Source organism: Streptomyces sp. NPDC111744, assembly GCF_055634995.1.
The window spans coordinates 105,488-122,773 of record NZ_JBVKCG010000018.1; the positions used below are offsets into that span (position 1 = coordinate 105,488).

General features: G+C 69.5%; 16 protein-coding genes, 1 tRNA gene and 1 pseudogene. 9 read left to right on the forward strand and 9 right to left on the reverse strand.

The annotated features are described in order from the left end of the window. Window positions 1-395: 395 nt before the first annotated feature. Window positions 396-992 (reverse strand): TetR/AcrR family transcriptional regulator, encoded by a 597-nt coding sequence (locus ACZ7OO_RS32285; RefSeq protein ID WP_471510214.1) that lies wholly within the window; start codon window positions 990-992, stop codon window positions 396-398. Between the two features lie 191 nt (window positions 993-1,183). Between ACZ7OO_RS32285 and ACZ7OO_RS32290 the strand changes: the two genes are divergently transcribed. Both ACZ7OO_RS32290 and ACZ7OO_RS32295 read left to right on the forward strand, forming a co-directional pair. Then, window positions 1,184-2,803 (forward strand): MFS transporter, encoded by a 1,620-nt coding sequence (locus ACZ7OO_RS32290; RefSeq protein ID WP_471510216.1) that lies wholly within the window; start codon window positions 1,184-1,186, stop codon window positions 2,801-2,803. A 187-nt stretch (window positions 2,804-2,990) separates the two neighbouring features. After that, a complete protein-coding gene (locus ACZ7OO_RS32295) occupies window positions 2,991-3,893 on the forward strand; it encodes an NmrA family NAD(P)-binding protein (protein WP_471510218.1) in 903 nt (300 codons plus the stop codon). 362 nt (window positions 3,894-4,255) lie between these two features. On the opposite strand, the pseudogene ACZ7OO_RS32300 reads toward ACZ7OO_RS32295, so the two are convergent. Continuing rightward, a pseudogene (locus ACZ7OO_RS32300) lies at window positions 4,256-4,732 on the reverse strand (transposase); the annotation flags it as partial. Between the two features lie 81 nt (window positions 4,733-4,813). Between ACZ7OO_RS32300 and ACZ7OO_RS32305 the strand changes: the two are divergent. Further along, window positions 4,814-4,984 carry a hypothetical protein gene (locus tag ACZ7OO_RS32305; RefSeq protein WP_471510220.1) on the forward strand — a complete coding sequence of 57 codons (171 nt, stop codon included), beginning with the start codon at window positions 4,814-4,816 and terminating at the stop codon, window positions 4,982-4,984. 97 nt (window positions 4,985-5,081) lie between these two features. Here ACZ7OO_RS32305 and ACZ7OO_RS32310 read toward each other — a convergent pair. The 3 genes from ACZ7OO_RS32310 to ACZ7OO_RS32320 all read right to left on the reverse strand — a co-directional run bounded on the left by ACZ7OO_RS32310 (window position 5,082) and on the right by ACZ7OO_RS32320 (window position 6,971). Then, window positions 5,082-5,155: transfer RNA gene (locus ACZ7OO_RS32310), tRNA-Pro, on the reverse strand. A gap of 74 nt (window positions 5,156-5,229) precedes the next feature. Further along, window positions 5,230-5,988: a Pr6Pr family membrane protein gene (locus ACZ7OO_RS32315; protein ID WP_471510222.1), complete on the reverse strand. Its 759-nt coding sequence runs from the start codon at window positions 5,986-5,988 to the stop codon at window positions 5,230-5,232. A 56-nt stretch (window positions 5,989-6,044) separates the two neighbouring features. Continuing rightward, the gene (locus ACZ7OO_RS32320) at window positions 6,045-6,971 is read right to left on the reverse strand and encodes a metallophosphoesterase (RefSeq protein ID WP_471510224.1); all 927 of its coding nucleotides are present in this window, start codon (window positions 6,969-6,971) and stop codon (window positions 6,045-6,047) included. A 106-nt stretch (window positions 6,972-7,077) separates the two neighbouring features. Between ACZ7OO_RS32320 and ACZ7OO_RS32325 the strand changes: the two genes are divergently transcribed. Next, a complete protein-coding gene (locus tag ACZ7OO_RS32325; protein ID WP_352222430.1) occupies window positions 7,078-7,545 on the forward strand; it encodes a GatB/YqeY domain-containing protein in 468 nt (155 codons plus the stop codon). A 164-nt stretch (window positions 7,546-7,709) separates the two neighbouring features. Here the strand turns inward: ACZ7OO_RS32325 and ACZ7OO_RS32330 are convergent, their stop codons facing one another. Beyond that, on the reverse strand, window positions 7,710-10,034 hold the full coding sequence (locus ACZ7OO_RS32330) for a transglycosylase domain-containing protein (protein ID WP_471510226.1): 2,325 nt from the start codon (window positions 10,032-10,034) through the stop codon (window positions 7,710-7,712). A 608-nt stretch (window positions 10,035-10,642) separates the two neighbouring features. Here ACZ7OO_RS32330 and wblA point away from each other — a divergent pair. Beyond that, window positions 10,643-10,981, forward strand: coding sequence for a transcriptional regulator WblA (gene wblA, locus ACZ7OO_RS32335; RefSeq protein WP_132856581.1), 339 nt, complete (start codon window positions 10,643-10,645; stop codon window positions 10,979-10,981). 80 nt (window positions 10,982-11,061) lie between these two features. On the opposite strand, the gene ACZ7OO_RS32340 is transcribed toward wblA, so the two are convergent. After that, window positions 11,062-12,645: an ArsA family ATPase gene (locus ACZ7OO_RS32340; protein ID WP_471510228.1), complete on the reverse strand. Its 1,584-nt coding sequence runs from the start codon at window positions 12,643-12,645 to the stop codon at window positions 11,062-11,064. After that, window positions 12,642-13,619: an ATPase BagA gene (gene bagA / locus ACZ7OO_RS32345; RefSeq protein WP_471510230.1), complete on the reverse strand. Its 978-nt coding sequence runs from the start codon at window positions 13,617-13,619 to the stop codon at window positions 12,642-12,644. Before bagA ends, ACZ7OO_RS32340 begins: the two co-directional genes overlap by 4 nt. 152 nt (window positions 13,620-13,771) lie before the next feature. On the opposite strand from bagA, the gene ACZ7OO_RS32350 reads away from it, so the two are divergent. From ACZ7OO_RS32350 to ACZ7OO_RS32365, 4 genes are all read left to right on the forward strand, one after another. Next, on the forward strand, window positions 13,772-13,930 hold the full coding sequence (locus ACZ7OO_RS32350) for a DUF4177 domain-containing protein (RefSeq protein ID WP_019992579.1): 159 nt from the start codon (window positions 13,772-13,774) through the stop codon (window positions 13,928-13,930). Then, window positions 13,930-14,394 carry a RidA family protein gene (locus ACZ7OO_RS32355; RefSeq protein WP_471510232.1) on the forward strand — a complete coding sequence of 155 codons (465 nt, stop codon included), beginning with the start codon at window positions 13,930-13,932 and terminating at the stop codon, window positions 14,392-14,394. The genes ACZ7OO_RS32350 and ACZ7OO_RS32355 overlap by 1 nt, the downstream gene beginning before the upstream one ends. Before the next feature lie 254 nt (window positions 14,395-14,648). Beyond that, complete coding sequence (locus ACZ7OO_RS32360) at window positions 14,649-15,551, forward strand: NUDIX hydrolase (RefSeq protein WP_471510234.1); 903 nt, start codon at window positions 14,649-14,651, stop codon at window positions 15,549-15,551. Continuing rightward, a complete protein-coding gene (locus ACZ7OO_RS32365) occupies window positions 15,548-16,378 on the forward strand; it encodes an MBL fold metallo-hydrolase (RefSeq protein ID WP_471510236.1) in 831 nt (276 codons plus the stop codon). The genes ACZ7OO_RS32360 and ACZ7OO_RS32365 overlap by 4 nt, the downstream gene beginning before the upstream one ends. Before the next feature lie 50 nt (window positions 16,379-16,428). Here ACZ7OO_RS32365 and ACZ7OO_RS32370 read toward each other — a convergent pair whose 3' ends face one another. Beyond that, window positions 16,429-17,259 carry a nucleotidyltransferase domain-containing protein gene (locus tag ACZ7OO_RS32370; protein ID WP_471510238.1) on the reverse strand — a complete coding sequence of 277 codons (831 nt, stop codon included), beginning with the start codon at window positions 17,257-17,259 and terminating at the stop codon, window positions 16,429-16,431. Window positions 17,260-17,286: the final 27 nt, after the last annotated feature.

Here is a 17,286-nt window from a genome sequence, read left to right on the forward strand (position 1 = left end):
GGTCCGAGGGCGCGTGAGCGCCGCTCTTCGTGCGGCACCGGAGACTGCTCCGGGAGAACCCGACCAAGATCTTCTCCCAGATTTCTCCCAAGCGATCTCCAAACGAGCCCCGACGTATCCGCCACGCAGCTATTGCAGTCCAGGAGGCTGGTCATGGGGCCGGGGGCCGCTGGTAGTTAGCTGCGGTCGGGGTGGTTGCCGTGCTTCGCTGCTGTACTGCAACCATCACCGCATCTGCGGAGAGCTGCTGTTCAGCCGCAGCTACAGCCCCTTGCCGCCGCTGTCGCCCGGGTGGGCCGGCTGGTGCAGCAGCCGTCGCCGGTGACGTCGGGGTCCGCGCTCTTGCCGAGGATGTCGGCGTCGGTTTCGCGAGGTAGACGTCGGCTGGCTCTCGGTCAGTCCGTGCGTTGCTGTGGTTCGGACCGCCCGGTGCCACTCTCGGTGAGAGCCGTGCGTGCGGCCTGCAGCAGTTCTTCGGAGATCGGGTTGCCCCGGGTGGCGCGGGCGAGGACGAGGGCACCGACCATGGTGCACAGCTGGGCCATGCCGTCGTTGTCCCCGGTGGCCAGCCGGGCGGCGCGGTTCCGTACTCCATTGATGTAGGCGTGGCGTGCGCGGGCGGCTTGGTCGGGCTCGCGCCCGAGGTCAGCGGCGAATCCGGAGACGGGGCAGCCGTCCCCGGCGTGATCGCGGTGCCAGACCGAGAGGTAGTCCTCGATCAGCGTCCGGCGGGCGGCCTCTCGCTCCGCAGCGTGCTCCTCGAGTGCCACCGCCGAGTGTGCCGCCTGCTCGGCGAAAGCGTGGGCGATGGCCTCATCGACCAAGTCCTCCTTGGAGGCGAACCGCTTGTAGAACCCGCCATGGGTGAGCCCGGCGGCCTTCATCAGGTCGGCGACGCTGACCGCAGTGCCTTTCTCGCGGAACATGCGGGAGGCGGTGGCTACGACACGCTGCCGGTTCACCTGTGCCTGCGCCTGGGACACACGGCCCATGGAATCACTCTCCTCGAATGGATGTCGCTTGCCATCTATCGTAAGCCTTATTTAGATTAGCGATGACATCTATTTGTGTTTGGTGAGATCTCCCGGTGGATCAAGTGGGGCCTTGCGCCTCCTCCGGCCATCCGAGACCTACGGTCTCCGCCTCGCCATCGCAGAATCAGCGACAGCACTGGAGGCCCCCTGTGGCATCACCACCCACCGATTCCTCGACTTCCGCGGCGTCCACGTTGCCTGCCCAGCGACGGAGGGTTTCCGAGGTGGTCCACCGCCGACGCTGGGTCATCTTGACCGTGCTTGCCTGCAGCCTCCTGGTGGTGATGCTGGACAACTCGATCCTCAACGTGGCGATGAAGACCGTCGCCCAGCCCGCGCCCACCGGACTCGGCTCCACCCAGAGCCAGCTGGAGTGGGCGGTCAACTCCTACACGCTGGTCTTCGCCGGACTGCTCTTCACCGCTGGGCTGCTCGGTGACCGCCTCGGCCGCAAGAAAGTGCTGCTCTTCGGCATGCTGGTATTCGGCGCGGGATCCGTGCTGTCCTCGCTGTCGGGCTCCTCCGGGCAGCTCATCACCTTCCGCGCCGTGATGGGCTTCGGCGGCGCCTTCATCCTGCCCGCCACCCTCGCGATCATCATGAACGTCTTCGAGCCCGAGGAGCAGCCCAAGGCCATCGGCATCTGGACCGGTGTGGTCGGTTTCGCCATAGCCGCCGGCCCCATCGCGGGCGGCGTCCTGTTGGAGCACTTCTGGTGGGGCTCGGTCTTCCTGGTCAATGTGCCGATCGTGGCCGCCGCGATGGCCGCGATGGTGGCGATCGTCCCCGACTCCAAGGACCCCAGGCCCGGCAGGCTTGACCCGGTCGGCGTGCTGCTGTCGATCGTCGGTCTGGCGGTGCTGGTCTACGGCATCATCAAGGGCGGCGAGCTGGGCGACTTCACCCGGCCCGAAGCGTGGGTGACGATCCTGGGCGGCCTGGCGGTCCTCGCCGGTTTCGTGGTGTACGAGGCCCGCAGCGACCATCCGGCCCTTGATGTCGCCTACTTCCGCAACCGGCGGTTCTCCGCCTCCGTCGCTGCCATCGGCCTGGTCTTCTTCGCCCTCATGGGCGTCACGTTCTTCTCCGTCTTCTACAACCAGAGCGTTCGGGGCTACAGCGTCCTGCAGTCCGGTCTGCTCGTGCTGCCGCTGGCCGCCTCCCAGATGTTCTTCGCCCCGCGGGCCCGGCTGGTCGTCAACCGCTTCGGTGCCCGCGCCGTGTGCGCCGCGGGCCTCGCCTTGACCGCCGTGGGCTTCGCTGGCTTCCTACTGCTCGGCCAGGACACTCCGATCTGGGTCCTGGAAGTGCTGTTCTTCCTGATGGGCACGGGAATGGCCCATGTGATGCCGCCCGCCACCGTCATGATCATGTCGTCGCTGCCGCGGGAGAAGGCCGGCTCGGGGTCCGCGGTCAACAACACCTTCCGGCAGGTCGGTGGAGCCATGGGGGTCGCAGTGCTGGGTTCGCTGCTGTCCACCACATACCGCAACGGCATCGACGGCCACCTGGGCGTACTGCCCGTCTCCGACCGGCACGCCGCGGGAGAATCCGTCCAGGCGACCCTTACCGTCGCGGAGCAGCTGGGGCCGGCCGGCAGGGCGCTCGTACGGCCCGCGCACGACGCCTTCATCCACGCCATGCACATCACCGCCATGGGGTCGGCGGCCGTCGCCCTGGTCGGCGCGGCCGTCGTGCTGCTCTTCCTGCCGGGCAGAGGCGCCGCAGTGGCCGCCGGCGGTGAGAAGTCCCGGCGCCAGACCGTCTGAGCCCACGGGTGATCACGCGCCGTCCCGCGACACACCAGAGGCGACCGCCCGGCGGGACATGCCCGCAGTGCCGCCGCCGCGGATACCCCGTCATCGAGACCGCGCTGCGGACGCTCGCCGACAGCTCCACTGAGGCTCTGACCACACCTCAACCCAGTTATTCCACTACTCCGAGAGAGGTCGACTGATGATTGCCGACAACCTTGTTCTCATCCCCGGTGCCGGCGGCGTGGGCCGCGCGGTCTTCGAACAAATGCGGGATCAGGATGTGCCGGTGCGTTTCATGGTCCGCCGCGAGGACGAGCGCTCGGCTGAGCTGCGGGCACTCGGTGCGGAGGTCGTCATCGGCGACCTGACACGGCCCGAGACGGTAGCGGTCGCGTTGCAGGGCGTGACGCGAATGTACTTCGCGATGCGCGTGTCGCCGGACCACTTGCTGGCGGCGACTGTGGTGGCCTCCGTTGCTAAGGAGTACGGGAACCTGGAGGCCCTGATCGACCTGTCGCAGATGACGGTGTCACAGATGACCGCCACCAGTACCGAGGAGTCGCACCAACAGCGCCTGCACTGGCTGGCCGAGCAGGTCTTCAATTGGTCGGGCCTGCCCGTGGTGCACATCCGGCCGACAGCGTTCCTGGACACCCCCCTGTTCACCACGATGGCCGCGCGTTCGATCCAGGAGAGCGGCACGATCGCCCTGCCGTTCGGCACCGGACGCACCTCTCCCGTCGCCGTGGACGACGTCGCCCGGGTCATCGCGACCGTGCTGCGCGACCCGGCTCCGCATATCGGACAGGTCTACGAGCTGACCGGACCGCACTCGGTCGACATGACGGAGCTGGCCGCAGAATTCTCTTCGGCGCTGGGACGTCCGGTGTCCTACGTGGACCTGCCGCTGGAGCGGTGGGAGGCCCAGCTCCCGAAGCTGGGGATGCCACCGCACCTTCAACAGCACGTCGCCACCATGGCCCAGCTGCACCGGGACAACCGTTACGACCGTACGGCCGACGATGTCGAGCGCGTGACGGGCGTTCCCGCCCAGTCGATCGAGGCGTTCGTGGCCGCCCGCAAGGACTTCTACCTGGGCTGAGCCGTCCCGGCCACGACCGGCCCCAGGGCGACTGCCGTCACGGGGCCGGCCCTGGCCGTGGCTTCAGTGCGGCTGACAGGATTTGAACCTGGTGGCCTCATCCTTATCAGGTCGATCACGGTGCCTTCCGCACCCTGCACTTCGACGGGAAAGCGGCTCGACGCCGGCCGCTGGAGTACGCCGGAATCCGACCGTGTTCGCGGCTGTTGGTGTCAGCCGCCGGTGTCAGACATCAGTGGCTCGCTTGACGGTCGCCTGGCCGGGGAGTATGGGCACTGCTCAATCTACGTCGCCAGCATGACGAGCCTTGGCGAACATTCCAGCCCGGAGCTGAAGCTCTCGGCAACGGGTGAAACGAGGGGCACGCTGTCGGTGATCGTGGAGATCGTGGACTTGGAGATCTCCGTGCCATACACCTCGGCGAGATGTGCGGAGATCTCCCCATGCGTCAGCCCTTTCGCCGACAGCGACAGGACCATCTCGTCCACCCCGCCCAGACGCCGCTGACGCTTCCTGACCAGCTGCGGCTCGAACGACCCGGCCCTGTCCCGCGGCACCGCGATCTCGACCGGCCCCGACTCGGTGATCACCGTCTTGGACCGGTGCCCGTTGCGGTAGTTCTCCCGACCGCCCTCGGCCCGCTCGCCGGGCTCGTGCCCCAGATGATCAGTGAGCTCGCCCTCCAGCGCGGATTCCAGCACCCGCTTGGCCAGCTGCTGCAGCAGGCCACCCTCCCCGGTGAGTTTCATCCCACCGGCCTGGGCCCGGGCCACCAGCTCGGCGACCAGCCCGTCATCCACGGTGCCCGTCGCACCCACAGCGGCCTCCCCGGCCTCGATGTCACTCGGTCACGTCAGTCATCAACTGTCGCTTTCAGCTCGGGAGTTACACCACTCACCGTACAGACCCTCACAGGGGACGTGGCCCTGCTCTCCGACCGGGGCGTCCCGCTGGAGGAGATCTCCCGGCTTGTCGGCCATTCGGGTACGGCCGTGACCGAGGAGGTCTATCGGAAGCAGATCCGGCCCGTGCTCCAGACTGGCGCGGTGGTCATGGACGGGATCTTCGGCGCTGATCCGCAGCGGTCGTAGACACTCGGGAATCGATAGTCACGCAGTTAGACACGCAGCCCCAAACAAGTCAGCCACCTACTCACGTGAGTAGGTGGCTGATCTGCTGTTTCGGCTGTCGGGGTGGCGGGATTTGAACCCACGACCTCTTCGTCCCGAACGAAGCGCGCTGCCAAGCTGCGCTACACCCCGGCGTCGCTGCTGTCCTGCTTGTCGCGGCGACGTCGTTTACTTTAGCCCACTGGTGGCTGGAGACGAAATCCGGTTTATGGGCGGCGGCCGACCGGGTTCGGACGGGTGTGGTCCAGGGCTACCAGGAGGACCGCCAGGGTGTAGAAGGCGAGGCCCAGGAGGAGGGCGTTGGCGAGGGTGCCGCGGTAGCCGTGCTGCTCGGCGTCCAGGAAGGGGTAGAGGTAGCGGGCCGGTGTGCCGGGGAGGAGCAGCTCCGCTCGGGTCAGGGAGAACACCAGGTAGGCCAGGGGGTAGAGCATCCAGCCCGCCGTCTGGCGGAGGTGGAGGCGGCCGGGGGGTGTGAGGAGGAGCCAGTCCACGAGGGCGGCCGCGGGTGCCGCCGTATAGAGGAGCTGCAGGGCCAGCCACTGGGGGTGCCAGGCCACTGGCGGGTGTGTCGCCCCCGTCATGGAGAAGGGGGGATCGGTGTGGCCCAGCAGCAGGTGGTAGACCAAGGCCGAGATCACGATGTAGAGAAGCGCCGCGCCTGTCAGGGACGAGGACAGCGGGCGGGACGCCTGCCAGGCGCGGCGGGCCGAGGCCAGGCTGACCAGCGTCAGGAGTATCGCGGCCTGTATGCCGAAGTAGCTCAGGATCTGGCCCGGGCTGCCCAGCAGCAGTTCCAGGGCCACGCCCGCCGACGCCAGTGCGGCCGTCACCAGGCGGAACACCGCGGTCAGGGGGCGGCGGGCGGGGGCCACCACCGCCGTCGCCGGAACGTGTCCGGGCAGCAGTACGGGCGTGCCCGGGACCGCGGGGAGGTCCGGGATCTCCCGGGGTATCGGAGCCGTCATGCCCTCAACATAGGAAGAAAAGGGCGTAAGCGGCATGTTGTCCTACGCTGGGTGGGTTACTCCCGGCCCACCAACGTCAGCAGCGTCGCCTCCGGCGGGCATGCGAAGCGGACGGGGGTGTAGCGGTTCGTGCCGCAGCCCGCCGAGACGTGGAGGTACGACGTACGGCCCTCCGCCGTGTGCCGCGAGAGGCCCTTCACGCGGTCGGTGTCCAGGTCGCAGTTGGTGACCAGGGCGCCGTAGAAGGGGATGCAGAGCTGGCCGCCGTGGGTGTGGCCGGCCAGGACCAGGGGGTAGCCGTCGGCCGTGAAGGCGTCCAGGACGCGCAGATACGGGGCGTGGACCACGCCCATCGAGAAGTCCGCCGTACTGGACGGGCCGCCCGCCACCTGCACGTAGCGGTCCCGCTTGATGTGCGGGTCGTCCAGTCCCGTCAGCTCCACCGAGATGCCCTCGACCTTCAGGACACCCCGCGTGTTCGTCAGGTTCAGCCAGCCCGCCCCGTCGAAGGCGTCCCGCAGGTCCTCCCACGGGTTGTGGATCGCGCCGACCGCCGGCGCGTTGCCGTTCAGGCCGTGCTTGCCGCTCGTCTTCTCCAGCAAGTAGCGGGCGGGGTTGCGGAGCTTGGGGCCGTAGTAGTCGTTGGAGCCGAAGACGTACGCGCCGGGGAAGTCCAGCAGGGGACCGAGAGCGTCCAGCACCTCCGGGACGCCCTCCGGGTCGGACAGGTTGTCGCCCGTGTTGATCACGAAGTCGGGGCGCAGGCCCGCCAGCGACTGCAGCCAGCGCTGCTTCTTGCGCTGGCCGCTCACCATGTGGATGTCGGAGACCTGGAGCACGCGCAGCGGGCGCATCCCCGGCGGGAGGACCGGGACCGTCACCCGGCGCAGGCGGAACGAACGGACCTCGAAGCCGGCCGCGTACAACACACCGGCGGCGCCGAACGCCGCGATTCCCAGGGGTACTCCGTATCGAGCGCGCATACGACCATCGTGTCAGACGCGCGGCGGGACCGATGACCGGCCGCCGACAACAGGGGCGGGTAAAACGGCGGGCGGCCCGCAGGTGGCACCTGCGACAATCGGAACCATGACCACCACGCTCAAGTCGAAACTGCACGACGACCTCAACTCCGCGATCAAGGCGCGTGACGAGCTCCGCTCCTCGACGCTCCGGCTGACGCTCGCCGCGATCACCAAGGAGGAGGTCGCGGGCAAGGAGAAGCGCGAGCTCTCCGACGACGAGGTGCTCAAGGTGATCGCCAAAGAGGCGAAGAAGCGCCGGGAGGCGGCCGAGGCCTTCGCGCAGGGCGGCCGCACCGAGAGCGCCGAGCGGGAGAAGGCGGAGGGCGAGCTCCTCGACGAGTACCTGCCCAGGCAGCTCGGCGACGAGGAGCTGGACGGAATCGTCGCCGCGGCCGTCGAGGAGGCGAAGGCGGCGGGCGCCGAGGGGCCGCGGGCCATGGGCGCCGTGATGAAGATCGTGAACCCGAAGGTAGCCGGACTGGCCGAGGGCGGCCGCGTCGCCGCCGCGGTGAAGAAGCGGCTCCAGGGCTGACACCCGAAGCACCCGAAGCACCCGAAGCACCGGAAGTACCGGAAGCACCCGACGCGCCGGAAGCACCCGAAGCACCGGAGGCTTCGGGCGGTACGACGGCGGGGCCGCACCTCTTTCACCGAGGTGCGGCCCCGCCGTCGTACCAGTAAGAAGCAGGAGGGAGGTCAGCCCCTGCCTCCTCCGTTCCCGTTGTTCCCGCCGTTCCCGTTGCCCTGGATGAAGCCGTCGGGGAAGGAGAACGTCGGGGTCGGGGTGGTGGTGCCGGCGGTGGTCGCGCCGTTCGTGGTGCCGCCGTTGCCCGTGCCGCCGTCCGTCGTCGGGCCTCCGATGAGACCGCCGATCAGGCCGCCCGTGTTGTCTCCACCGCCGTTCCCGTTCCCGTTCCCGTTCCCGTTCCCGTTTCCGTTGCCCTTGTTGTCCTCGTTCGGGATGTCGACGAGGTTGAAGGACTCGGCCTGCTTGCCCTCAAGGGCGCCGGTCATGGCGTCCTTCCAGATCGGGCCGGGCGTGTCGGCGCCGAAGACCTCGCTGTGGTAGACGCCGCCGATGGTGATGTTGGTCATCTCGATGTTCTGCTTGGCGCTGCCGACCCAGACCGCGCCCGCGAGGTTGGGCGTGTAGCCGACGAACCAGGCGTTCTTGCGCGCGTCCGTCGTACCCGTCTTGCCGGCGCTCTCCCGGTTGTCCAGGCCGGCCTCCTGACCGGTACCGGAGTCGACCACGCCGCGCAGCAGGGTGTTGATGGTGTCGGCGGTCTTCTCGCTCATCGCCCGGGAGCAGGTCGACTTGGGCACGGCCAGGGACTTCTGCTCGTTGCCGACCTTCTGGGTGATCGACTCGATGGCGACCGGCGTGCAGTACATGCCGCGGTCGGCGAAGGTGGCGTACGCGCTCGCCATGGTCAGCGGGGAGAGGCCGATCGCGCCGAGGGCGATGGACGGGGTCTGCGGGAGCTTCGAGCCGTCGCCCTGGTGGACGTGGAGCGCGTCGGTCATCTTGACCACCGGGCACAGGCCGATGTCGGAGATCAGCTGGACGAAGTAGGTGTTGATGGACTTCGCCATCGCCTTCTTCATCTGGTACGGCCCGACCTCGGACTCGTTCTCGTTCTCGACCTGCTCGTTGTCCGTGTTGACCCACTGCTTGCCGTCGCACTGCTGGACGGGGCTCGGGTAGTTCATCTTGTACGGCGCCGAGTACTCCTGCGTCGCCGGCTTGCCGCCCTCGATGGCGGCCGCGGCCACGAACGGCTTGAACGTCGAACCCGTCGGGAAGCCGTAGTTGGAGCCGCCGTAGTCCCGGTCGACCGAGAAGTTGTACTCGGTCTCGTTCTTGTTGTATCCGTACGGCTTCGACTGGCCCATTGCCAGGATCTTGCCGGTGCCGGGCTCCACGAGGGTGGCGGCCGCGGCGACCGAGTCGGCCTTGTAGACGTGGTCCTTGATCGACGTCTGCACCGAGTCCTGGGCTTGCGGGTCCAGGGTGGTACGGATGGTCAGGCCGCCCTGGTTCCAGAGCTTGGCGCGCGCCTCGCGCGTCTTGCCGAAGGTCGGGTCGGTGAGGAAGACGTTCTCGACGTACTTGCAGAAGAACCCGGCGCCCTTGGTGGCGGTGATGCAGCCGTTCTTGGGCTGGGTGACATGCAGGCCGAGCGGTGCTTCCTTGGCCTTGTCGGCCTCCGCCTGGGAGATGTCGCCGAGTTGGGCCATGCGCTCAAGCACGACGTTGCGCCGCTTGGTGGCCTCGGCCTCGTCGTTGACCGGGTCGTAGCGGCTGGGCGACTGCACGATGCCGGCCAGGAGGGCCGACTGCTGGAGGTTGAGGTCCTTGGCGTGCTGGGAGAAGTAGCGCTGGGAGGCGGCCTCGATGCCGTAGGCCTGCTCGCCGAAGAAGGTGATGTTCAGGTAGTTCTCGAGGATCTTCTTCTTGCCGAGCTTCTCCTCCAGCTGGATCGCGTACTTCAGCTCCTTGACCTTGCGGCCGAGGGTCTGCTGGGTGGCCTGGGCGACCTTGGTGGGGTCGTCGCCGGCCTCCTCGATGAAGTAGTTCTTCACCAGCTGCTGGGTGAGTGTGGAGGCGCCCTGGGCGACCCCGCCGCTCACCGCGTTCTTGTTCAGCGCGCGCAGGATGCCCTTCAGGTCCACCGCGCCGTGCTGGTAGTAGCGAGAGTCCTCGATCGCGACGATCGCCTTCTGCATGTAAGGCGAGATGTCCTTGAGGTCCACCACCGTGCGGTCACGGGAGTAGACCTGGGCGATCTGGTTGCCCTTGCTGTCGAGGATCGTGGTCCGCTGGCTGAGCTGCGGGCTCTTCAGGTTGGCCGGGATGTCGTCGAAGCCCTGGACCGAACCCTTGGCCGCGAGGCCCAGGGCGCCGGCCGCGGGCAGTGCGATGCCCGCCATCACGGCTCCCGCGAGCACACTGACACCGAGGAACTTGGCGGCCTGCTGTGTGGTCGACAGACCACCGCCCGAGCGCTTCTTTGGCATGGGGGCAGCCTAATCCGTAGGGATGAGCATTCCGGGTGAGCGGGGGGCTCTCGGGATGTTCGAGTGCCGGATCGTGACATAGAGGGCGGCGCGACCAGAACACGGGGGGCACTGCGGCCCGATCGGCACAGGGGCACTGCGGCCCGGTCCGCCTGACGGCATGGCAGCGCCTCGCCGGCGGCACGACGACATGAACGGTCTACCTTGCCATTCGCCGGACACGCGTGCAGGCCTTGGCCTAAGCTGCTCTCAACTGTCACAGCAGCGCGGCCACGTATCAATACGTCCGGCGACCCCGAATCGTTCCGGAACCTGCCCACTTTTTTTCGGGTGATGTGTTGATGGCGTGTCCGAATCCGCCTCGTGTGTCATCCGGCGTCCGTTGTGACGCGCCACGGCTGTCCCGGTTTGCCGGGATGATCACGCATGTCGTCAGCTCACTCCCGCGGGTGATCTGCCGCTTACCCATAGTCCGTTCGGGCCATTCAAGATTGGGCCCGAAGGGGGTGTTGCGCTGTGCCCACCTTCCGTAACGTCCTCAACTGGCGGCGGTGAATATGCCGCTGCCGCCGTGGGGGAGCCTCGATTCGGGAGAGGACGGCGCCGGTATGGGCTGGGTAACCGACTGGAGTGCGCAGGCTGCCTGTCGCACTACCGATCCGGATGAACTGTTCGTTCAGGGAGCAGCGCAGAACAGGGCCAAGGCGGTGTGCACCGGGTGTCCGGTACGCACGGAATGCCTGGCCGACGCGCTGGACAATCGCGTCGAGTTCGGCGTGTGGGGAGGAATGACCGAGCGGGAGCGCCGCGCACTGCTGCGCAGGCGGCCCACCGTGACCTCCTGGCGCAGGCTCCTGGAGACTGCGCGCTCGGAGTACGAGCGGGGGACCGGCATCGTCCCCCTCGACAGCGACGAGGTGTACGAGAACTATGCGGCGGTGAGCTGAATCACCCGCCGCACCGCCGACTGAACCACCCGCCGAACCCGCCGAGGGCATATGCCCTCCGGAGACTCTGCGGTATACGGCTACGGCAGCTCCGGTCGGCCGGCCGCGAGCCGGTCGCCGATGTCCCGCAGTCCCGCGAGGTCGTGCACATCGCCGGGCAGCGCGGCCACTTCCACCACGGCCACTTCGGGGTGGCGCGCGGTGAAGCGGTCACGTGTGCGCTGCTCGCGGGAGAGCAGCTGCATGCGCTCGGCGTGCAGCGTCAGCAGGCCTGCGGTGAGCTGGTCGACGGTGCGGTCCGGGGCGTCGGAGGAGTCGGGCTCGGACGCGTCGGGCCCGGGCTGGGACGAGGGGGATTCGTCTGCCCGGGATGCGTGGGGTGCCTGGGGCGTCGTCGTCCCGTCGAGTCCGGACGAGGGGGAGCCGTCGGACTCGGACGCGGATGATTCAGAACTGCCGTACGTGTCGGGAGAGTTACGAAGTCCAGCTTTCCCGCCACCCTGATCCACAATGCGGGGCTCCTCAAGATTTTCCGCGACCTCAGGGTTTTCCGCGACCTCGAGGTTTTCCGCGGCGGCGAGCGCACGCTCGGCGGACAGCCGGTCGGCACCGCTGCCGTGTACGCGGTTGAGGACCAGACCGACCAGCGGCATGTCCTCCGCGGCCAGCCGCTCCACGAAGTAGGCGGCCTCGCGCAGCGCGTCCCGCTCCGGAGCCGCCACCACCAGGAACGCCGTACCGGGCGCCTGAAGCAGCTTGTACGTCGCGTCCGCGCGCGTACGGAACCCACCGAACGTCGTGTCCATCGCGGCCACGAACGTCTGTACGTCCTTCAGCAGCTGCCCGCCGAGCAGCTTGCCGAGTGTGCCGGTCATCATCGACATACCGACGTTCAGGAAGGCCATGCCCGCGCGGCCGCCCAGCTTCGCCGGAGCGGTGAGCAGGCGGATCAGCTTGCCGTCCAGGAAGGAGCCCAGCCGCTTCGGCGCGTCCAGGAAGTCCAGGGCGGAGCGGGAGGGCGGGGTGTCGACGACGATCAGGTCCCACTCGTCCCGGGCCCGGAGCTGGCCCAGCTTCTCCATCGCCATGTACTCCTGCGTGCCCGCGAAGCCCGCCGAGAGGGACTGGTAGAAGGGGTTGGCCAGGATGGCGGCCGCCCGCTCGGCGTCCGCGTGCGCCTCGACGACCTCGTCGAAGGTGCGCTTCATGTCGAGCATCATGGCGTGCAGTTCGCCGCCGGCCCGTCGTCCACCGTCCTCGGTGCTGTCGCCGCCGGCCTGTCGCCCCCCACCCTCGGCCCCACCCTCGGCCCCACCCTCGGGCCCACCCTCGGTCTCGGCCTCGGCTGAATCGCCGCGCGACGGCCGTCCACGGTCCTCGGTGCCCTTCACCTTCCGCGGCACGTTGTCGAGCGAGTCGATGCCCATGGACTGCGCCAGCCGCTTGGCCGGGTCGATGGTGAGCACGACCACCTTGCGGCCGCGCTCGGCCGCTCGCAGCCCCAACGCCGCCGCGGTGGTCGTCTTCCCGACCCCGCCCGAGCCGCAGCACACCACGATCCGCGTGTTCGGGTCGTCCAGTAGCGAGTCGACGTCCAGCGTGGGCGCATGGGCCAGCCGGCGCGTGCCGTCCTGAGCCGGGTCCGAGTCCGGGTCCGAAGTCATGACATCCCCTGTTTCCGCAGCTCGGTGGCGAGTTCGTACAGGCCCGCCAGGTCCATCCCCTCGGCGAGCAGCGGCAGTTCGTGCCGCGGCAGGTCCAGCTCGGCGAGGACCGCACGCTGCTCGTGCTCCAGCGCGTACCGCTCGGCGTACTCGGCGGCCTGTGCGAGCAGCGGGTCCACCAGCTGCTCGGCCTTCCCGCCGCGCCGAGCCCCGCCCAGACCCGCGGCCGACAGCGCCTGCGCCACGGCGGTGCGGGGCACCGTCCGTACGAGTTCCAGGTCGGCGGCGTCCAACACCTCCGGCCGGACCATGTTCACGATGACCCGGCCCACCGGCAGTCGCGCCGCGCGCAGTTCGGCGATGCCGTCGGCGGTCTCCTGGACCGGCATCTCCTCCAGGAGGGTCACCAGGTGCACGGCCGTCTCCGTGGACTTCAGCACCCGCATCACGGCCTGGGCCTGATTGTGTATCGGGCCGATCTTGGCGAGCCCGGCCACCTCGTCGTTCACGTTCAGGAAGCGGGTGATGCGGCCGGTCGGCGGGGCGTCCATGACCACGTAGTCGTAGATGAACCGGCCGGCCTTGTCCTTCCTGCGCACCGCCTCGCACGCCTTGCCGGTCAGGAGGACGTCTCTGAGGCCCGGCGCGACGGTGGTGGCGAAGTCGATCGCGCCGAGCTTTTTAAGGGCCCGGCCGGCCCCGCCGAGCTTGTAGAACATCTGGAGGTAGTCCAGAAGGGCCAGTTCGGGATCGATGGCCAGCGCGTAGACCTCACCGCCCCCCGGCGCCACCGCGATCTTCCTCTCTTCGTAGGGCAACGCCTCCGTCTCGAAGAGCTGGGCGATGCCCTGCCGACCCTCGACCTCCACGAGAAGCGTCCGCTTCCCCTCGGTCGCGAGGGCCAGCGCGAGTGCGGCGGCGACCGTCGTCTTTCCGGTCCCGCCCTTGCCGCTGACGACCTGGAGCCTGCTCACATCTTCGAGACTAACCAGTCGGCCGGACACTCACGCGGGAGGCTGTGGATAACCGTGCGTGCGGTCGGCCGTGAAATCCGGTGGCGGTCGGCCGTCACCGGCCCGGCGGTCGGCCACGTGTCCCGTCCGTCACAGCGGATACAGTCGGCCCCATGACCAAGTGGGAATACGCAACCGTGCCGCTGCTCGTCCATGCCACGAAGCAGATTCTGGACACCTGGGGCGAGGACGGCTGGGAGCTCGTCCAGGTCGTGCCCGGGCCCAACAACCCCGAACAGCTCGTGGCCTACCTGAAGCGGGAGAAGCCGTGATGAGCGCCGTCGAGGCCAAGCTGGCCGAACTCGGTCTCTCACTGCCGGCGGTCGTCCCACCGCTCGCCGCCTACCAGCCGGCCGTGCAGTCGGGTGCGTACGTCTACACCTCCGGCCAGCTGCCGATGGTGGACGGCAAGCTTCCGGTCACCGGCAAGGTCGGCGCCGAGGTCACCGCGGAGGAGGCCAAGGAACTGGCCCGCACCTGCGCGCTGAACGCCCTGGCCGCCGTGAAGTCCGTCGCCGGTGACCTGGACCGCGTCGCGCGTGTGGTGAAGGTCGTCGGCTTCGTCGCCTCCGCCGCCGACTTCACCGGCCAGCCCGGCGTCATCAACGGCGCCAGCGAGCTGCTCGGCGAGGTCCTCGGCGACAAGGGCGTGCACGCGCGCAGCGCGGTGGGTGTCGCGGTGCTGCCGCTGGACGCACCGGTCGAGGTCGAGGTCCAGGTCGAGCTGCTGCCGTAACCGCATCCGGCTGCTGTTGCGGCGTTCGGCTGCTGCCGTAACCGCATCCGGCCGGTCGCTGCGGTCACCGCATTCGGCCGGTCGCTGCGGTCACCGCGTCCGGCCGGTCGCCGCTGTCACCGCGTCCGGCCGGTCGCCGCTGTCCCCGCGTCCGGCCGGTCGCCGCGGTCACCGCATCCGGTCGCCGCCGTGGCGCATCCGGGTGCCCCGGAGCCCCTCTCGAACATTCGCTCCCCACGGGATAGCCTCCGGTAATGGCCGATGGACAGTGGTATCCCCCGGAGTGGCCGGACCGCATCCGCGCGCATGCGGAGGGCACCCTCGTACCGGTGTCCCCGAAGCGCGCGGCGACCGTCCTGCTCCTGAAGGACACCCCTGGCGGCCCGGTCGTCCACATGCTGCGCAGACGCGCCTCCATGGCCTTCGCCGGAGGCGCGTACGCGTATCCCGGCGGCGGTGTCGACCCGCGGGACGACGACCACCAGGTCCGCTGGGCGGGCCCCACGCGCGCGTGGTGGGCCGAGCGGCTCGGCGTCGACGAGGCGGGCGCCCAGGCGATCGTCTGCGCCGCCGTGCGGGAGACGTACGAGGAGGCCGGCGTCCTGCTCGCGGGCCCGGCCGCCGACGCCGTGGTGGGGGACACCACCGGGGACGACTGGGAGGCCGACCGCGCGGCCCTGGTCACCCGTGACCTGTCCTTCGCCCAGTTCCTGGACCGGCGCGGCCTGGTGCTGCGCTCGGACCTGCTGGGCGCCTGGACGCGCTGGATCACCCCGGAGTTCGAGACCCGCCGCTACGACACCTGGTTCTTCGTCGCCGCCCTCCCGGAGGGCCAGCGCACCCGGAACGCCTCCACCGAGGCCGACCGCACGGTGTGGATCCGCCCGGCCGAGGCGGCCGCCGGATACGACAAGGGCGAGCTGCTGATGATGCCGCCCACGATCGCGACCCTGCGTCAGCTGACGCCGTACGCCACGGCCGCCGAGACGCTCGCGGCGGCGCCCGCGCGGGACATGACCCCGGTGCTGGCCCGCGCCCGCCTGGAGGGCGGCGAGATCGTCCTGGCCTGGCCGGGGCACGACGAGTTCACCAAGCACATACCGACCGCGCCCACCGCGGAACCCGCCCCGGGATCCAGCGCAGGAGGCCCCGCATGACGAACGCAGCAGCCCTGCCCGGCCAGCCGCGCGGCGGGGTTCTCTCGGGCCCCGCCACCGCGCGGGCCGTGAACGTGCTGGCGCCCAACGCCTCCGTGATGACCCTGGACGGCACCAACACCTGGATCGTCGCCGAGCCCGACTCCGACCTGGCCGTGGTGATCGACCCCGGCCCGCTGGACGACGGCCACCTCCACAACGTCGTCGACACGGCCGAGAAGGCCGGCAAACGCATAGCGCTCACCCTGCTGACCCACGGCCACCCGGACCACGCCGAGGGCGCCGTCCGCTTCGCCGAGCTGACCCGCACGCGCGTGCGTGCCCTCGACCCGGCGCTGCGCCTGGGCGACGAGGGACTGGCGGCAGGCGACGTGATCACGACCGGCGGCCTGGAGCTCCGGGTCGTGCCCACCCCAGGCCACACCGCCGACTCCCTCAGCTTCCACCTCCCGGCCGACCGCGCGGTCCTGACCGGCGACACCGTCCTCGGTCGCGGCACGACGGTCGTGGCCCACCCGGACGGCCGTCTGGGCGACTACCTGGACTCGCTACGACGGCTGCGCTCCCTGACGGTCGACGACGGCGTCCACACGGTCCTGCCGGGCCACGGACCCGTCCTGGACGACGCCCAGGGCGTCGTCGAGTTCTATCTGGCCCACCGGGCCCACCGGCTCGCCCAGGTCGAGACGGCCGTCGAGAACGGCCACCGCAGCCCGGCCGAGGTCGTCGCCCACGTCTACGCGGACGTGGACCGCTCCCTGTGGCCGGCCGCGGAGCTGTCGGTCCGGGCGCAGCTGGACTATCTCGGTGAGCACGGCCTGATCTAGTCCCAGCGCTCAAGCCGGGGACCTGGACCCAGCCACCCTCTTTTCGAGGCCTAGTCCCAGCCCTGGGGTCTGGGGGCTTTCACGCCGTGCACGCGCGCGTACTCGTCCGCGAGCCACGGGCCGAGGTCGTCGACGTACGACCGCAGGGCCGCGCGGTCGCCGACCGGCTCGTATCCCAACCCGGCCGCACGGCGCAGCTGTTCGGCCCGCTCGGGGTAGTAACCGGCGAACGCCTCGGCCATCTCCCGCAGATCGCTCGTCCAGCCGTTCCAGCGGGGCATGACGAGGGTGAAGCCGGTGCGCACGAGATGGCGTGACATGAAGCGCACCAGGGGCCGCAGGGCCTCCTCGGTATCGTCCGCGGAGGCTATCCGGTCGCGCCAGCGTGGCAGCAAGCGGGCGAGGTCGCCGTTGGTCTCGCGGGCGAGCAGGGAGTCGGGGCGGTAGCGGGGCAGGAACTCCGCGAGGTCCTCGCCGAGCAGCGGGGTGCACTGGCAGGCCACGAACCAGCCGATGTCGTACCGCTCCAGTTCGCTGAGCACCCGCGCGCGGGAGTAGAGCAGGGTCCCGACCCCGTCGATCTCCGGGAACTCCTTGTCGACGGCCTCGCCGAGAGCACGGGCCGCGTCCCGGTCGGCGCCGGTCGGCTCCTCCCGCAGGACGGCCACCAGATCCAGGTCGCTGTGCCCCACGCGCGCGGTGCCGCGCGGGACCGATCCGTAGAGGTAGGCGCTGTCCAGCCGTGCGCCGAAGACGTCCAGGAGCCGGTCGCGGGCGGCGGCGACGACGGGGCGGAAAACGTGCGGCACGCGCGCGTGCGAGCCCTCGCGCTCGATGAAGCCCAGGGGGTCGAGGCCTCGGGACGGGACCGTTTCAGGCATCAGCAATCACGTATCAGCCCGGCCCCC

Excerpts from the sequence above, each read along its gene's own strand:
- ACZ7OO_RS32285 (WP_471510214.1), bottom strand. The coding sequence starts at position 992 with ATGGGCCGTGTGTCCCAGGCGCAGGCACAGGTGAACCGGCAGCGTGTC.
- ACZ7OO_RS32295 (WP_471510218.1), top strand. The coding sequence starts at position 2,991 with ATGATTGCCGACAACCTTGTTCTCATCCCCGGTGCCGGCGGCGTGGGC.
- ACZ7OO_RS32315 (WP_471510222.1), bottom strand. The coding sequence starts at position 5,988 with ATGACGGCTCCGATACCCCGGGAGATCCCGGACCTCCCCGCGGTCCCG.
- ACZ7OO_RS32320 (WP_471510224.1), bottom strand. The coding sequence starts at position 6,971 with ATGCGCGCTCGATACGGAGTACCCCTGGGAATCGCGGCGTTCGGCGCC.
- ACZ7OO_RS32325 (WP_352222430.1), top strand. The coding sequence starts at position 7,078 with ATGACCACCACGCTCAAGTCGAAACTGCACGACGACCTCAACTCCGCG.
- ACZ7OO_RS32330 (WP_471510226.1), bottom strand. The coding sequence starts at position 10,034 with ATGCCAAAGAAGCGCTCGGGCGGTGGTCTGTCGACCACACAGCAGGCC.
- wblA (WP_132856581.1), top strand. The coding sequence starts at position 10,643 with ATGGGCTGGGTAACCGACTGGAGTGCGCAGGCTGCCTGTCGCACTACC.
- ACZ7OO_RS32340 (WP_471510228.1), bottom strand. The coding sequence starts at position 12,645 with ATGACTTCGGACCCGGACTCGGACCCGGCTCAGGACGGCACGCGCCGG.
- ACZ7OO_RS32350 (WP_019992579.1), top strand. The coding sequence starts at position 13,772 with ATGACCAAGTGGGAATACGCAACCGTGCCGCTGCTCGTCCATGCCACG.
- ACZ7OO_RS32355 (WP_471510232.1), top strand. The coding sequence starts at position 13,930 with ATGAGCGCCGTCGAGGCCAAGCTGGCCGAACTCGGTCTCTCACTGCCG.
- ACZ7OO_RS32360 (WP_471510234.1), top strand. The coding sequence starts at position 14,649 with ATGGCCGATGGACAGTGGTATCCCCCGGAGTGGCCGGACCGCATCCGC.
- ACZ7OO_RS32365 (WP_471510236.1), top strand. The coding sequence starts at position 15,548 with ATGACGAACGCAGCAGCCCTGCCCGGCCAGCCGCGCGGCGGGGTTCTC.
- ACZ7OO_RS32370 (WP_471510238.1), bottom strand. The coding sequence starts at position 17,259 with ATGCCTGAAACGGTCCCGTCCCGAGGCCTCGACCCCCTGGGCTTCATC.